The 15,339-nt window shown below is 62.9% G+C and carries 10 protein-coding genes and 3 pseudogenes; 1 reads left to right on the forward strand and 12 read right to left on the reverse strand.

The features are described 5' to 3' along the window. Positions 1–3 precede the first annotated feature (3 nt). Positions 4–1,299 (forward strand): sugar efflux transporter, encoded by a 1,296-nt coding sequence (locus APZ15_RS38090; protein ID WP_011548498.1) that lies wholly within the window; start codon positions 4–6, stop codon positions 1,297–1,299. Positions 1,300–1,342: 43 nt separating this feature from the next. Here APZ15_RS38090 and APZ15_RS38095 read toward each other — a convergent pair whose 3' ends face one another. From APZ15_RS38095 to APZ15_RS38145, 12 genes and pseudogenes are all read right to left on the reverse strand, one after another. Further along, entirely contained in the window at positions 1,343–2,506 is a 1,164-nt protein-coding gene (locus tag APZ15_RS38095) for a glycoside hydrolase family 53 protein (RefSeq protein ID WP_011548497.1), read from the reverse strand. Between the two features lie 292 nt (positions 2,507–2,798). After that, positions 2,799–3,181: pseudogene (locus APZ15_RS41975) on the reverse strand (PDDEXK nuclease domain-containing protein); the annotation flags it as partial. Positions 3,182–3,274: 93 nt separating this feature from the next. Continuing rightward, positions 3,275–3,583 (reverse strand): YciI family protein, encoded by a 309-nt coding sequence (locus APZ15_RS38100; protein WP_011548496.1) that lies wholly within the window; start codon positions 3,581–3,583, stop codon positions 3,275–3,277. A 12-nt stretch (positions 3,584–3,595) separates the two neighbouring features. After that, complete coding sequence (locus APZ15_RS38105; protein WP_011548495.1) at positions 3,596–4,240, reverse strand: FMN-dependent NADH-azoreductase; 645 nt, start codon at positions 4,238–4,240, stop codon at positions 3,596–3,598. Between the two features lie 51 nt (positions 4,241–4,291). Beyond that, positions 4,292–4,759: pseudogene (locus tag APZ15_RS38110) on the reverse strand (alpha/beta fold hydrolase); the annotation flags it as partial. Between the two features lie 578 nt (positions 4,760–5,337). Next, positions 5,338–6,041 (reverse strand): annotated as a pseudogene (locus tag APZ15_RS40575) (transposase); the annotation flags it as partial. 169 nt (positions 6,042–6,210) lie between these two features. Continuing rightward, positions 6,211–8,214: a UvrD-helicase domain-containing protein gene (locus APZ15_RS38120; RefSeq protein WP_027791961.1), complete on the reverse strand. Its 2,004-nt coding sequence runs from the start codon at positions 8,212–8,214 to the stop codon at positions 6,211–6,213. A 3-nt stretch (positions 8,215–8,217) separates the two neighbouring features. Beyond that, positions 8,218–10,275 carry an ATP-dependent nuclease gene (locus APZ15_RS38125; RefSeq protein WP_051363320.1) on the reverse strand — a complete coding sequence of 686 codons (2,058 nt, stop codon included), beginning with the start codon at positions 10,273–10,275 and terminating at the stop codon, positions 8,218–8,220. 874 nt (positions 10,276–11,149) lie between these two features. After that, positions 11,150–12,397 carry a citrate synthase family protein gene (locus APZ15_RS38130; RefSeq protein ID WP_027791960.1) on the reverse strand — a complete coding sequence of 416 codons (1,248 nt, stop codon included), beginning with the start codon at positions 12,395–12,397 and terminating at the stop codon, positions 11,150–11,152. Between the two features lie 60 nt (positions 12,398–12,457). Next, positions 12,458–12,850, reverse strand: a complete 393-nt coding sequence (locus APZ15_RS38135) for a VOC family protein (RefSeq protein WP_011548570.1) — start codon at positions 12,848–12,850, stop codon at positions 12,458–12,460. Positions 12,851–12,897: 47 nt separating this feature from the next. After that, positions 12,898–14,184: an MFS transporter gene (locus tag APZ15_RS38140; protein WP_027791959.1), complete on the reverse strand. Its 1,287-nt coding sequence runs from the start codon at positions 14,182–14,184 to the stop codon at positions 12,898–12,900. 94 nt (positions 14,185–14,278) lie between these two features. Continuing rightward, positions 14,279–15,037, reverse strand: a complete 759-nt coding sequence (locus tag APZ15_RS38145; RefSeq protein ID WP_011548568.1) for an SDR family oxidoreductase — start codon at positions 15,035–15,037, stop codon at positions 14,279–14,281. Between the last annotated feature and the right edge of the window lie 302 nt (positions 15,038–15,339).

Raw genomic sequence — 15,339 nt, forward strand, 5'->3', positions numbered from 1 at the left:
GCGGTGCAATCGTTGCGTCCGCTGCGGCTGCATTTCGCGCGCCTGGCCGGGATCGCGTACTTCGTGCCGCTGTCAGCGGCGGCACTGATGCTCGGCATCGCGATGTCGTTTACCGCGCCGTACCTGTCGCTGTTCGGTGTGGAAGCGGCGGGGATGTCGCCGTTTCTCGCCGGCGTCTTCATGACGTCGATCGCGGCGAGCGGCGTCGTCGCGAGCACGTGGGCCGGGCGCTGGTCGGATCGACGCGAGCGGCACCGGCCGCTGCTCGTGTTGTCGCTCGCGGCTGCCGCGCTCGGCTTCGCGCTCCTGTGCGTGCTGCGCGCGCATGGGCCGGTGATCGCCGCCGGCACGATCCTGCTCGGCGCGGGCGCCGTGTCGCTGTCGCAGATCTTCTCGTTCGCGCGCGCGGTGCTGCCCGTCGCCGACGATGCGCAGCGCGAACTCGCGTCGGCCGCGCTACGCACGATGCTGTCGATCGCATGGGTGTTCGGTCCCGCGCTCGGTGCGCTGATTCTCGCGCAGACCGGCTTTACCGGGCTCTTTCTTTCGGCTTCCGCGGGCTTCGTCGCATGCGCGGCGATCGTCGCGCGGATCCCGGAGCCGGCGCGCCGGCCCGCGACCGTTCACCTGCCGGCCGTGACCCGCGTTGCGCCGCCGCTTGACGATGCGCGTGCGGCGATCGTCGTCGCGTCGCGCGCCAGCGTGTTGCGCACCCTCGTCGCGCTGACGCTGATCGGCCTCGTGGCGAACGCGACGATGATCGTGCTGCCGCTCTTTATCGTGCGTGCGCTCGGCGGCACGCCGGCGAACGTATCGGCCGCGCTCGGGCTGGCCGCGCTGCTCGAGATTCCGATGATGCTGTGGCTCGGCATCCGCTCGACACACCTCGACAAGGCGCGCTGGCTGACCGCATGCGCGCTCGTGCATGCGGCGTATTTCATCGGCCTTGCGGCGGTGACGCGCGTGAACCTGATCCTGCCGCTGCAACTGCTGAGCGCATGCGTGGTCGCGATCACGTCGTGCCTCGGAATGACGCACGTATGCGACCTGATGCCGACGCGCCCGGGCACCGCGACCGCGATGTTCTTCAGTACCGCGCGGGTCGGTTCGATCGCATCGGGTGTGTTGTCGGGCGCGTGCGTCGACCTGTTCGGCTATCGCGCGACGTTCGCCGGATGCTGCGGGCTCGCGCTCCTGGCGTGCGTGCTGCTCGCCGTGGATGCGTACGGCGGGCGGGGCGACGCAGGCGGCGGGAACGGCACGCGCGGTGCGCGCCGCGGCTTCGGTTCACCGCACTGACGCGGCATGCGCCGGTGCGGTGAAGTCGCGACGCCGCGACGCGTCAGCGCTGCCGGAACGCGTCGAGCGACGGCAACGCGTGACCGTGGAAATCGAACAGCGTGTTGTTGTCCCACTGGTCGCCCGCGCCGAGCTTCCAGCCGACACCGCGCGTCGGGATCCATTCCGGTTCCCACCAGAACACGCCCTTGCCGCGATTGCCCGGCACGCCCTTCACGATATCGACGACCGCTGCGAGGAATTGGGCCTGGCCGGCCGGCGACGGCGGAAAGGTCGTCGATCCGGTGTTGGTCATCGCGTTCGGCTCGGAATCGCCATCGCTGGTGGTCCACGGATACGCGGTTTCGACGACGATCAGCTCCTTGTCGTAGCGCACCGCTAGGTCGTTCGCGTTGTTGCGCAGATCGTCGAGCGAGCCTTGCCATTGCGGGTAATACGACAGGCCGATCACATCGAATGCGACGCCGCGCTGCGTCGCGCTGTCGAACCACCAGCGGCTCTTGCCGTTGTCGCCACCGCTGTCGACGTGCAGCATCACCTTGATGCGCGGATCGACGGCCTTCACCGCGTCGTGGCCGGTTTTCAGCAACTGCGCGAGATTGTCCCACTGGTCGTAGCGGCCGAGCGGCCACAGCATGCCGCCCGTGATCTCGTTGCCGATCTGCACCCACTCGGGGCTCACGCCGGCGCGCTGCAGCCGGCGCAGCACGTCGGTCGTGTACGCCGACAGCAGCGCGCAGGTTTCGGCCAGGCTCTTGCCGGCCCATGCATGCGGAGGATATTGCTTGCCGGGGTCGGCCCACCAGTCGCTGTAGTGGAAGTCGATCAGGATGCGCATCCCGAGCGCGGCCGCGCGCTGCGCGAGCACGACGACGTGCGCGGCATTGTTGTAGCCCGCCGCATCGCTCTGGTTCGCTGGGAAGAAATCCGGGTTGCCGGGATCGTTCCAGACCTTGATCCGGATCGAATCGACGCCGTGCGCGCGGAGAATCTTCAGGCAGTCGCGTGGCGCGCCGCCGCGGTCGAAGAAGGCGGCGCCATGCGCTTCGAGTTCCGGCAACGTCGAGATGTCGGCGCCCATCGCGAACTCGGCCGCCGCCGCACTGTGCGGCGCGGGTCGTGCGAAGGCGGCCAGCGGACCGGCCAGGTCGAGGCAGGCAAGCGCCGCGCTCGACATGCTCCAGCGCAGCATCGATCGTCTGTTCATCGTCATCCTCCATGTCATGGACCCCGTCGGACGCGGGGTCGGTTCCAGTGTGTTTAAGCGCTTAAATTTCGACCCGCGAGACAGGGCCGAGTTGAGCGTAGCGCACCTGTCGCCGCCCATGCAAAGAACGCGCGCGTTGCCTACTATCTGGCGAGCGCCGGCACGCGCGCCGCGTCGCGCTACGACCGGTCGCGATTTCGGGCGCGCGTCGCACCCGTGATGACCGCGATGCCGAACAGGATGACGGCACACGATCTCGATGATTGCGCGGTAATTGGAGTTGACCCCTGTAGTCCCGGACACAAGATCGGGGCGTAACTCGGATCGGTTTCGTCGGGCCGCGCAGCGCATAGTCCGCCGCCAGCCGAGTTTTCTGCTTGCACTGAAGCAGGCCGATAGTTGGCTGGCCTTCCGGTGCCTTGACTTGCGCGTCGGGCGCGGAAAGGTAGAAGTGCAGTTGCCCCGTATTCGGGCTTGAACAGCATCGATTTAAGTTCGACGACGACATGGCACCGAAGCCTGAGATAGCAGAAGAGCAGATCGATGAAAAACTCGTCGCCGCGTCCCTCTAGCCAATACTGACGCCCGACGAACGCGAACCGGGCACCCAACTCCACAAGGAAACGCAAAATGTGCCGCGAGCGCACGGTCGATGTCGCGCTCCTGGCGGTTATCGTGGCGCTGTGGCGATGTGTTGATGAGCGTTGGGATAATATCCTAGAGCGCTGATCGGGATGCAGCGTCAGCACGCGTCGTCAATGAAACTGTTCAGATCGTCCTGGCACCTGCTGCCCAGTGCGTAGGAAAACCCGCCACACATATCGCAGGTTCGCAGCAGACAACATCGAACTTTGCCAATCCGTGGATATGGAACGGGTCTTCGGCAATCATTGTCTCTATATCCCGTGGTTGGCCCGCATACGCGAGCACGAAACCGCCGCTTTCTCCATGCAGCGGGCCCGCGGCAAGGATATTTCCCGCTTGCGCGTATTTGATGAGCCACGCCTTGTGAGCATCGAGATGCGCCTGGATTTCTTCGAAGGGACGGACGTAGTCGAGCTTGATGGCGAACAGCATAAGCGACTCCTGTTACTGGATGGTTTGCGCACCGGACGTGCGTATGTCGACGAGTACGTCGGTCAGGGTCGCCCTGGCAAGCGCGATGCTCTCGTCCCGGACGGCTTGACCCTTCGACGCTCCTTCGGCCCGCACGAAGCGGACGTCGGTGATGCCCAGGAAACCGAAGAACGCCTTCAGGTAGCTTTCCTGGAAGTCCATGTGTGAGAGCGGTGCGTCCGCGTAAAATCCGCCGCGCGCAGAGGCTACGATCACCTGCTTGCCGCCTGCCAGGCCGACCGGGCCGTTTTCGGTATACCGGAACGTGCGCCCGGCCTGGGCTACACGATCGAGCCATGCTTTCAACTGACTCGGCACCGAAAAGTTGTACATCGGCGCACCGATGACAATGACGTCGCTCGCTAGAAACTCCTTGACGAGTGCTTCGGAGAGCTCATGTTCGCGCGCGGTGGCGTCGTCGAGAGCACCGACGCCGATCTGCCGAAATCCTGCTGCGATCGGGCCGGTGAGATGCCGGATTTCGTCGTGGACGAGATCGCGGTACGTCACATGCGCCGACGGATGCTGCGCCCGCAGACCAGCTACCACGGCTGCGGACAGCTCTCGCGTGATGGAACTGTTGCCGAGCATGCTCGAATCGAGATGAAGGATATTCATTGAAGCCTCGCTGACAGGGGAGGAGTGAAGCGCGTCGAAACGCGCTGGAATTCATTGCGATGCCTTCCGGGCGGCCAGATCGATCAGCCTCGCGACCTCGTCCGGGTGAGATAGCATCGACATGTGGCTGGAGCGAATCGACGTGACCGTTGCCCCGATGTGCTGCGCAATGGCTTGCTGCACGGCGGGCTTCAGCGCATTGTCGTTGGTGGTTCGCAGATACCAGACAGGCTTGTCGTGCCAGGCCGCGTGCTGGATTTTCCCAGTGAAGCAGGCCGCTGCGACAGGCTGTTGAACCGATGCCAGGACGCGAGCCTGTTCGAGCGGAATGTCCGCTGCCATGACGTGCTGAAACGCTCGCGCATCGTCGAGCCAGATTAGCCCATGGGCGTCAGATGCGAGGCCGGTCATCGGCGCGTGGAGGCGTTGCAGCAGGTCGGCGACGGACTCGCCGTCGTCCGGTACCAGCGCGGACAGATAGACCAGGCCTTTCACACTGGCAGCGTTGCCGGCCTGTGTAGGCGTTCGTTATTAGCGCTAGCCGTGTTCAGAAACGTTGCTAGCGGAAATTCTCAAAGAAGCCTTGGCGAACAGGGGCTTTTTGAAGTTTTCTGGCGGCTGCTTGGCCGTTGCGTTTCTGCAACAGAAACTTGGCCTATGTTCACTAACGTTGCTAGCACGTTGCACGTGTTCTTTAATACTGCTAGCGCACGTGTCGCGTGGATTGATAGGGATCCATATGGCTTCGATCGAAGAGCGGGCCGCTCGAGCAGCGAAGATTGCGTCCGTGCTTCGACCGCTTGGCAACGGCGTGCTTTCCCGACAGCAGGCTGAACGAGCAGCACAGCTATTAGGCGTTCACTGCACCACCGTATATCGCCTGCGTCGACGTTTCCTCGCAGATCCGGTCGCCAGCACATTAGAGCCAAGGCAGCCGGGTAGGGCGACCGGGGGCAGACTGGACGCCGCCGTCGAATGCGTCATCGACGAGGCCGTGCACGAATGGCTCCCTGATCAGCGACACCTTGCGCATCCTGCAACTGATCTTGTACTTGAGGTGAAACGTCGCTGCAGCGTTGCAGGTCTATCGCCTCCAAGCGGGTGTTGCTGCGGTCCACCGCAACGCGACCGTCATGTCGCCGCTTATCTCGCCGCACGCCAGGGCGGCGCAGCAGCAACTGTTGCTCCCGCATGACCCGATACACGCGCTTGGCGTTGATGCACGGCGCACCGGTCTGCTCCCGACTGCGGCGCAGCAGCGCCCAGACACGCCGGTAGCCGTAGGTCGGCAGATGCGCCACATGGGCCTGAATTTCCTCGACCAGCCCGGCATCATTGGTCATGCGGGCACGGCGACCATCGCGCCAGTCAGACGAGCGAGCTCGCTTCACCGCCACGGCAGAGCGCGCCACGCCGAGAACTTCGCAGACCGTCTTCATCGGTCGTCCCCCGGCAGCAAGGGCGAGCACGCAATCAGGTTTTTTGAACGGCCCCATTCCACGGCTTCTTTCAGGATTTCGACCTCGAGTGTCTTCTTCCCTAGTAGCCGTTGCAGTTCCTTGATTTCCTTGATGGCGGCGGCCAGCTCAGATGCCGGCACAACGGTTTCGCCTGCCTTCACCGCTACCAGACTGCCTTCCTGGGATTGCTTGCGCCAGCCGAACACTTGGTTGGCGTTGACGCCGTGCCGACGTGCAACGGCCGACACCGACGCTCCCGGCTCCAATGTTTCCTGAACGATGGCGATTTTTTCTTGCGCCGTGCGCCGACGACGGCGCTCCGGCTCGGTCAGAATTTCGATGCTTTCCACGTAACGACTAAGCTTACCGATAGGCGCAAGACTATCCGTTATTTTAAGAGAGTCCTCGTGTCCTCAGATACGTGGGGCCGCTCCATTGGGCTCGATGCCATTCGGCTTGCACGTCACGACGAGAATGTCTCAAGTCCGCAAAAAATCCATCGCTGTACGCCTAGACTTGTACGTGCGCATCTGAGCAGCAATCAATGACAGTCCAACCTCGACCCATCAGCGTGTCGAGTTCCCCAGGCCCAAACGCATCCTTTCGCATCGCCAAGCACAGCAGATGGGTCGGGCGAGTCATCGCGACGTAATGTAACTTGAGCCGCCCGAGCGTTCTCGGGCCTTCAGGGACTTGCCGGCCCCTGGCGTTTGTCGAAAAGCCGCCTGACTTCGTGCCCAGCAACCATGGCTTCAGTTCGCTTAGATGATGCGCGTGGTAGAAACTGTCGAGGACGAGCGTCGCCGTGTGCGTTTCGCCCTTCACCGCATGGATCGAGCTCAGCCGAATGTGTACCTGCGGGGCGTCGGGCGGATAAGCAAACAAATTGTCTGCGCACGCGGCAATTGCGGCTTCGCCCTCAGCTACGGGCTGAGCCTGCGGCAGCGCTAAGAAGGTGGCAACATCCTCGCCGAGCACCTCTGCACCGCTCAGTTGCCGGATCACCGCCTCAATATGGGCTTGTGCTGCCGCGGCGCAGAGCGCAGGGGTGATATCCCCTTGGTGTGTCAAGATGATTTCTTGCAATGCGAGATATTCGCATCTCGCGTCGCTGTCGCCAAGAATCTCGACCACCCGGCGATGAGGCGATTTTCGTGCGCTCGCCCCATACGGGACGCCGGCAAGCTCGCTTGCGGCGAGGAGCGCCGCCGCCACGGCGTTGATAAGTTTGCCCGTGTTTCTGCTGCCAGCCATCTCAAAACGAGCCCGCGCAAGGTATTGGGCGAAGCTGCTCGGCGTAGACTCCTTCCGAACGCATGCCGGGTCGTAACTGGGCACATAGTGTCCCATCGCTCGCGGGATGCGATCGTCGTCTCCGGGTTCGTGAACCCCAGCCACTGCAGTGAACACTCCGTTTTCCAGTACAGCCGCATCGAAGCTATCCAGCAGATGCTGGCCATAGCGCTCCAGCACTCTCTGGACCGACCCGTCATCGAAAAGGAAGATTGCCGACGCCTTAGGATCGGCGCTGAGGTGATCCGGTGGACCGGCGCCGATTAGCGCATGCGGCGTAACCCCCAATCCCTTTACTTGGTCCGCAAGATTCTGACCAAAACGGTAGCTGCGTGGCATTGGATGTACAACAGCGCCTGGAAACTGATCCGTCGTGGCGCCGCTCTGGCTGGCGCTTTCGTAGATGGCTTGGTTGGAGTCGCCGAAACGCTGACGGCGCGACGGCGCGTCGCCGCTGCAAAAGATGCGGTGCAGCAGCGCCGATTGTGCCTCACTGTTGTCCTGCGCCTCGTCGATGAATACCAGCGGAAAGCGCCGACGTAGCATTGGAATCGTCTCAGGATGCCGATCAAGCAATTCGCAGGCCCATACGAACATTTCGTCGAAGCAAAAATATCCCTGTTCGCTCGACTGGCGACGCGCATCGATCATCGCTTGATATGTCGGCGTCTGCGGTCCGAAACGGCCTGTCTTGCCCCCGCCATAGTCAGTCTGGTCGTAAATCAGGCAGGTCTCGCTCAGATTTGCCTGCTGCAAAGCCCAGCGCCGATTCGCGGGTAACAGGTTCCACCGCTTCGCAAGTGCAATCCTGGTATCGATGCAGCGCACTTCGACTCCTTTCGACCGAAGCCAAGGCAGCGCGAGATACTCATTCACAAACGCGTGGATCGTGCCGACGAAGTGCGGGTAGCGTGTCAAGGAGACACCCAACGCCGAGCTGCTGAGCTTCGCGCTGATTTCGTTGCGCGCGGCATTGGTATGTGACAGCACGCAGATGCCCTGCTGACGGCTTGGCCAGCGCATCGCTAGAACTGCGAGTTTTGCGACCAACAAAGTCGTCTTGCCACTTCCCGGGCATGCCTCGAAGTCGATTGTGTCGAGTCGCAGCATTGCTCGGAGTCGGCTGTCATCACCCTCGACAGCCGCAAATCCGGCGGGGCCAAGCCCCATCAATACCGCTGCCCAGGTAACGTCTTCCTCGCGGACTAGATCGTCGTACATCACTCAGGCCCCCGGTGCCCGCGCCATCACTACCGCGCCGGGCTCTCCGGCTGCGCCACCTGCGAGCGGCGGTGCGAACGGCCCGGTGACATGCTCGATAGCAGCAACGATGTAGGGCGGCAGCAATGCGCGCAAGCTATGGGCATCTAGGTTATTGTAGGCGGCCTCCTTTTCCAGCAGTTCGGCAAGATATTGCGCGCCGATCGCCTTTGAGGCCCCATCAGCCTCAAACAGCGCATAGACATGTGAGGCGAGCGTCGATGGGTCATGACCCGCATCGATCAGCGCTTGATAGGCTGCATCGGCGGCGGCGAGGATGACGGCCTGCTCGGCAGTGCCGGCAGAGAGGCGGTCATTGGCTAACGCCAGTGTCCCAGCGCGGTAGACGTGCTTGCCGAGACCGTGGAATGCGAGGTCAAATTCAAGCGTCCATTCGTTAGCGACGAACGTCTCGACCTTTTGGCCTGAGGCCTTCTCCCTGCGGTCGGCTCGCCGCTGTTCAAGGTGTTCGCCCGGAAAATCGTCCTTAATCCGCCATTGCCGCTTTGAGGGAGGTCTTGGAGGGATCGGTTGCCCGTCCTCCAGCTTGCCGACGATCCAAGGCGCATTGTTGGGCATCACGTCCATGTCGGTGATGCAGGCGACGGGAATGTTAATGACCCCATCCTTCTCGACGTCTTCGCGCATGAAAATGCGTGCGTATCGGCCGAGCCCAACACCGCCGACATTAACCACGGAGACACCGTGATGGTGGAAATCGCGGTCAAGTAACCTCGCTATGACGGGCAGGAGGATGTTCTCGGCATCCCCCTCGACGATCATCACTGCGCGCGCGAAGAACAAGTTTGCCTTGGTGACGTCGAGGAAGCGCTCGAGAAATCGATAGTCTGATGCGCTGAGCTTGGTCTTACCCTCACACAGAGGGAAAGCCCGTCCGCCTTCAATCAATACGAGCTTGTCGAGTTGTAGGTCCGAAGCGAGATTGGCACTGTGCGTTGTAACGATGATCTGGATGCGCTGTCCATCGGCACGCGACTTCTTTGCCTGTGCCTGCAGGAACGACATAAGTTGCAACTGCCGCTGCGGATGGAGATGCGCCTCGGGCTCTTCGATCAGCAGCAACGGGAACCCGTCGCTTTCAGTGGCGAGAAGCAGGAGCTCGCACGCCATGAACAGCAGGTTGTTTGAGCCGAGTCCACGACTGTGCGCACTTTCGGCGTCAGACGACGCGGTCAGTACGAGCTCAAGCTTCTCAAGTAGCTGCCGCAATCTGAGGCTGTCCTCCTGCGCTCCTGCTACGCCGATCCGCGCATTCAGCATATCGTTAGCGAACGAGAGGGGCTTCAAGTACTCGTCATTGAGTCGCTTTCGAGCCTGCGTAATGCCTTCGCTCTCCCCAAGCAGATGTGTAGCATAGTCGCCGAGGCCCAACACACTCAACGTCGTCGGGTCGGGTGGCGGATCGGCAAGTTTGTCGAAAGGGTTTCCTGTGTCGCGGATTTCAGTGGTGTGCTGGAGAATCTGCGATAGTCGCGATCCTCGCCCAGAGCTCATGGCCCGCTCGGCGTCGCGCAACGGCCGCAGATACGTCGCCGTCAGCAGCGATCGTGCCCCCAGATCGAGCAATGGGCCGTCTCCCTTGGCACCCGTGCGCCACTCAGGCGGAAGAACGCGGCGCGAGCTGCCTTCCTTGGTGTTGCGTTTCGCAACCCAGGTCACGATCAGCGCGGTATTGATCGCCCCGGCTACCGTCTCATACGTGAGGAACTCGGCAAACGCACCTCGATCCGCCGTGGTGAGTCCTCTAAAAGTCAGACGGATGATAATTTCGTCGGCACTTGGACCACCGGCGGTGGGCTGATGAAAATCAAGTGGATCCACCCGCAGCAGGTCCTGGTCACGCGTGCCGACCACCAAACGTAGCGCGTCGATGACCGCTGTCTTGCCGGCATCATTCTCGCCGACCAATGCGGTAAGTCCCGGGGACAGTGCTAGCACGGGCGCTTTGTTACCGGCACCAAACAGCCGGAAGTTCTCGATTCGAATTTCTGCGATATACACAGTGACGCCCCTGCTGCGTAGAGTCCTACCGATAGGCTAATCCAATGACACATCCGAGAGACTGAAAATTGCTCGGAAATTCTAACCGATCATTGGGGCTGCAATAGGCCGGAAATAGAATTTCAGGTGCGTCTAGTAAACGGTAATCCTTCGCTTTTGACGCGAGTCGAAGGTCGCGTTTCTGTTGTGGCCACGAGCCCCTGTTTCGGCGCCATGGCGGCCAGGCCCATGTTAGGGCGCTCGTGATTGTATTGCCATATCCATTCGGTTGCGACGTGTTCAACATGCACGGTCGTCCGATTCGATTGCGACACAAATCCAACATGGTTGGAGAGTAGAGCGCGGGGACGACGTTTTCGCCACACAAGCTGATTTCATCGACTCAGATGACCAGAGAGGCCATGCGACTGAAGAGATCAGCGCGCTGCTGGTCGTGTCTGGTCCCGCAACCGCGGACGATGTGCAGGCGAATGCGTCTGGCGGTGTGTTGGTTACGTTGTCCAGGCGCTTGGGCATCGTCGTCAAGCCGGATGGCATTGCCCGCGAGGCGGTCACCAAACCCGCGTCCGAATGCCTGCTTTGTATGAGTGCCGACCGGTTGAATCCGCCGTCGTTCAGAGTCGATCGCATCGTTGCAGAACCGCCATTCACTGTCGCGTGCAGTTCGCGGCGTCGGGATCGACGCGACAGCAAGATACGGAACCATTATCACTATGCTGCGATTGCCTGCTCAAAACTCAGATTTCGCACAACGCATGACTGCCACTGCCGGCGTCGCAGGGGAGTTGACGCCGGTCTTCGTGAGTCGCGGCCGATGAAAACTTTTCATTGCAAACGGTGGCGCGTTCAATTCGGTCTACGATTGTCACGCGAGTTACTCCACCACCTTGAAAAGGCGGTTCTTGTTGATCATGCCGACTTTCGTCTGTTTGCCGTCGTCGTCAGCAGCGGGCCGCAGATGCCGATCGTCGAGCGTCGGCCCCGTATAGCGGCTGCGCGGCCGGATCACCTTGCCGACGCGCAGCTGTTCGATGCAGTGTGCGAGCAGTCCGACGCTGCGCGCGATCGAGAACAGCCCGAACGCCGCATCGCGCGGCAACTGAAGCTGCACCGACAGCATCGCCATCGCGACATCGATGGTCGGCCGCTGGCCGGTGAGCATCGTGACCTTGTCGACGAAGTGCGCGAGTTCCGTCGGCGGATCGAGCCGCGCAAGCAGCGCGGCCGCGCGCGGATCGCCGTCGGGGTAAAGATGATGGCCGAAACCGGGAATCGGGATTGCGGACTTCAGGTGATGATCGACGACGCGCTCGGCACTCAATCGTTGCACATCGTCGAACACTGCGCGCACGCGTCCCGACGCGTCGCCGTGCAGCGGTCCCGACAACGTCGCGAGCCCCGTCAGCAGGCAGCCCGCGAGCGACGCGCCGGTCGATGCGGTGATGCGCGCGGCGAATGCCGAACTCGTGATCTCATGATCGGCGACCAGCACCATCGCGCGGCGCAGCAGGTCTGCGCCATGGCTGTCGAGGCCCCAGCCGGCCGCGAGCCGCTGATGGGTGTGAAGCGGGCTTGCGCCGGCGTCGTCTTGCGCGCCGAACGCGCGCGACACGATCGCAACGAGCTGCCCGGCCTCGATGTGCAGCGCGCTGTCGAGCCGGCCGAGCGTCGAATGGCCAAACGCGGCCAGCGTCGCGAGCATCGTGAACGCACATTGCCGGTCACGCTCGCCGGGCGGCAGCACGATCACCGGCGCGTCGAACGACACCGGCGCGGTGGCCTGCCAGAGCAGCGAAGCCGTTTCCTCGAGCGTCGCGGTATCTGCGAGTTCAATGCTGTCGCGGCCGCGATACCATGCGCGACCCTTCGAGAACGTGGTGATGCCGCTGTAAATGCACGGCTCGGCGCCAAAGATCGTGCTGGCCGCGAGCGCCGCTCGCTTGCGGCCGACCTGCTTCTTGCGGCACAGCGCGACCACATCCTCGGCCCGATACAGGCTCTTGCGCGGATCGTCGGGATCCTGCATCACGGCAATGCTGCCGCGGCTGGCGTACGCGTAGACGGTCTGCGCCCGCACGCCGAGCCGCCGCGCTGCTTCCGTCAGGGTGATCCAGTTCTGCATGGGGAGTCGTGATGAGGATGCGGCCGGTGCGCGGCCGCTTGCGCCGACTATAGACCGGGTTCAGTTGAATGTCATCTCGGCCGGGCGCCGCTCGAGCACCTCGACGAGGATGTCGCCGGGCGCGCGCACGAAACAGCCGCGCACGCCGGCGCGGATCCGCGTGACGGGCTGGACGATCTCCGCGCCGTTGTCGACCAGATGCGCGTAAGCCGCATCCAGATCCTCGACCAGCACGCCCAAGTGGTCGATCCCTTGCATGCGCGCGCCGTCCGGCACGATCGCCGGACACGCGTCCGGCAGCGCCGTGATGAAGAGGTTGATCGCCCCGATCCGCAGGTCGACGCGGCCGGGGCGCCGCACGATTTCGGCGTTCAGGCAGCGCGCGAACCACGCGGCGGTGGCCTCGGCATCAGCCGAGCAGAGTTGCAGGTGATCCCATTTGAATTCGATCATGGTCGTGTGCGGTACGTGCAGTGGAGCGTAAAAGGGGGCGAACCGGGTCAGAGCTCGATACGCGACAGCTTGCCGAGCAGCACCGAGTACGACAGCGTGCCGAGGAGGCAGATCGCACCCATCAGGTTCAGCGCCCAGAAAAAGTTGCCGGTGTGCTGCGTCACGTAGCCGATCATCAGCGGCGTGGTGACGGCTGCGATATTCGCGGCGAGGCTCGTGATGCTGCTGGTGAGCCCGACATAGCGTTTCGGCGCGATCTCGGACACCGCCGCCCACGACATCGAGCCGATTCCCTGTGCGAAGAACGCGACGGTTAGGATCGCGATCACCAGCGCGTTCGACTGCACGAAATTGACGAGCACGATCGATGCGCCGAGGAAGGTACCGATCACGAGGGGCGCCTTGCGCGACGACGACATTGATACGCCGCGCCGGATGCAGAGATCGGACAAATAGCCCGCGATAAGGATACCGAGCGTCGCGCCGATGAACGGCATCGCCTGGAAGAAACCGACCTTGATCATCGACATGTGCCGTTCCTCGACAAGGTAGGTCATGAACCAGGTCGTGAAGAACACCAGCAGCGTGTTGTTGCAGAACTTGCCGAGACAGATCGCGAGGATCTGCCGATAGCCCAGCAGGCGCAGCGCCATGCGCCAGTCGAACCGGTCGCGCGCCGTCACTACCGGCTGCCCTTCGGTGATGTACTGCAGCTCGGCCGCGTTGACGCGTGGATGGCGCGACGGATCGCGATAGAGCCGGTACCAGACGACGCTGAACAGAATGCCGAACGCGCCGGTCGCGAAGAACACGGCGCGCCAGCCGAATGCCGACGAGATCCACAGCAATAACCCGGTGAAGAGCGGCGTGCCGATGTACTGACCCATCACGTACATGCTCGTCGCGAAGCCGCGCTCCTGGACCGGGAACCACATCGTCACCGCGTGCGCGTTCGACGGAAACGCGGGCGCTTCGAGCGCGCCCATCGCTAGCCGAGAGCCGAGCAGCATGTGGTAGCCATGCGCGAGCCCTTGCGTCAGCGTGGCCAGCGACCAACCGACGAGCGATAGCGCATACGCGACGCGCGAGCCCAGCATATCGGCGAGCACGCCTGCCGGCAGCAGCGCGATAGAGTATGCGAGGCCGAACACCGCGAACAGCTCGCCCATCTGCACGCGGGTAAGCGCGAGATCCTTCGACAACGCCGGAGCGACGATGCCGAGCGCCGAGCGATCGACGTAGTTGAGGACGGTGGCCACCAGCAGCATCGACAGCACGCCGTAGCGCACCCGCGATCGCCTGGCGGCGCCTGCGTGCGCGTCGAACCCGCGCATGACCGAAACCTGTTCTTCAGCGGTTTTCAATGTCGTCTCCTGTTTTGTGATGGTTGTGCTGGTGCACCTGCCGCGTGTGCCGGCGCGCGTCCGGTCAGCCGCGTCCGACGAAGGGCATCGCGCTTGCCATGATCGTCATGTTCAGAATGTTCGCTTCGAGCGGCAGGCTCGCCATCTGCACGATCGCGCTCGCGACATGCACGACGTCGACGCGCGGCTCGGGCGCGATGCGGCCGTCGGCCTGCAGCACGCCGCTGTCCATGCGCTCCGTGAGCGAGGTCGCGGCGTTGCCGATATCGATCTGGCCGCAGGCGATGTTAAACGGTCGACCGTCGAGGGCAAGCGAACGCGTGATGCCGAGGACCGCGTGCTTCGTGGCCGTGTACGCGATCGTGTGCGGGCGCGGCGTGTGCGCGGAGATCGAACCGTTGTTGATGATGCGGCCGCCTTGCGGCGTCTGGCGCTTCATCTGGCGCCACGCGGCGCGGGCGCACAGGAACACGCCGGTCAGGTTGGTGGCGACCACGTCGTTCCAGAACTCAAGCGAATAATCGTCGAGCGGCACGGCGCCTGCGTTGCGGCCCGCGTTGTTGAACAGCACGTCGAGGCGGCCGAAGTCATGCGCAATCCGCGTGAAGCTCGCATCGACCGACGTTTCGTCGGACACGTCGGTTGGAATCGCCGCTGCGACGCCCCCGGCCAGCTCGATGATCTCTTGCGTCGCGAGTAGCGGATCGATGCGCCGGCCGAGCAGCGCGACGCTGAAGCCGGCTTGCGCGAGCGCTACCGCAGCGGCCTGTCCGATGCCGGTGCCGGCACCCGTCACCGCCGCGATTTTTTTCTCTGCCTGCATTTTCACGCCCTCGTCTTCAGTCCGTTGAACATGCAAAAAGCATTGCGCGGCGACGATTTCGCAGCAATCTTGATTCTTTCAATCAATATCAACCGCCCCGTCCAGACAGGCTGGCGTCAGGGTTTTCCTGAGTTCGCGGCTGCGCTGTTCGCGCGCCGGCACGGCATCGCGCATGGCAGAGGACATGATCGGAATCGGTCGATCATCCGGTCGCTCAATGCCGCGCGGACATGTTGATCGAACCAATCAATATTGACCTGCGCCGACTGCGCTTCGTAGGCTGTGTTCCGTTATCCGAACCA

Source organism: Burkholderia cepacia ATCC 25416 (assembly GCF_001411495.1).
Lineage (GTDB): Bacteria > Pseudomonadota > Gammaproteobacteria > Burkholderiales > Burkholderiaceae > Burkholderia > Burkholderia cepacia.

Bases quoted from the DNA above. Each gene is read 5' to 3' on its own strand.
- APZ15_RS38095 (WP_011548497.1), bottom strand. From the start codon at position 2,506: ATGAACAGACGATCGATGCTGCGCTGGAGCATGTCGAGCGCGGCGCTT.
- APZ15_RS38100 (WP_011548496.1), bottom strand. From the start codon at position 3,583: ATGCTGTTCGCCATCAAGCTCGACTACGTCCGTCCCTTCGAAGAAATC.
- APZ15_RS38105 (WP_011548495.1), bottom strand. From the start codon at position 4,240: ATGAATATCCTTCATCTCGATTCGAGCATGCTCGGCAACAGTTCCATC.
- APZ15_RS38120 (WP_027791961.1), bottom strand. From the start codon at position 8,214: ATGTACGACGATCTAGTCCGCGAGGAAGACGTTACCTGGGCAGCGGTA.
- APZ15_RS38130 (WP_027791960.1), bottom strand. From the start codon at position 12,397: ATGCAGAACTGGATCACCCTGACGGAAGCAGCGCGGCGGCTCGGCGTG.
- APZ15_RS38135 (WP_011548570.1), bottom strand. From the start codon at position 12,850: ATGATCGAATTCAAATGGGATCACCTGCAACTCTGCTCGGCTGATGCC.
- APZ15_RS38140 (WP_027791959.1), bottom strand. From the start codon at position 14,184: ATGCGCGGGTTCGACGCGCACGCAGGCGCCGCCAGGCGATCGCGGGTG.
- APZ15_RS38145 (WP_011548568.1), bottom strand. From the start codon at position 15,037: ATGCAGGCAGAGAAAAAAATCGCGGCGGTGACGGGTGCCGGCACCGGC.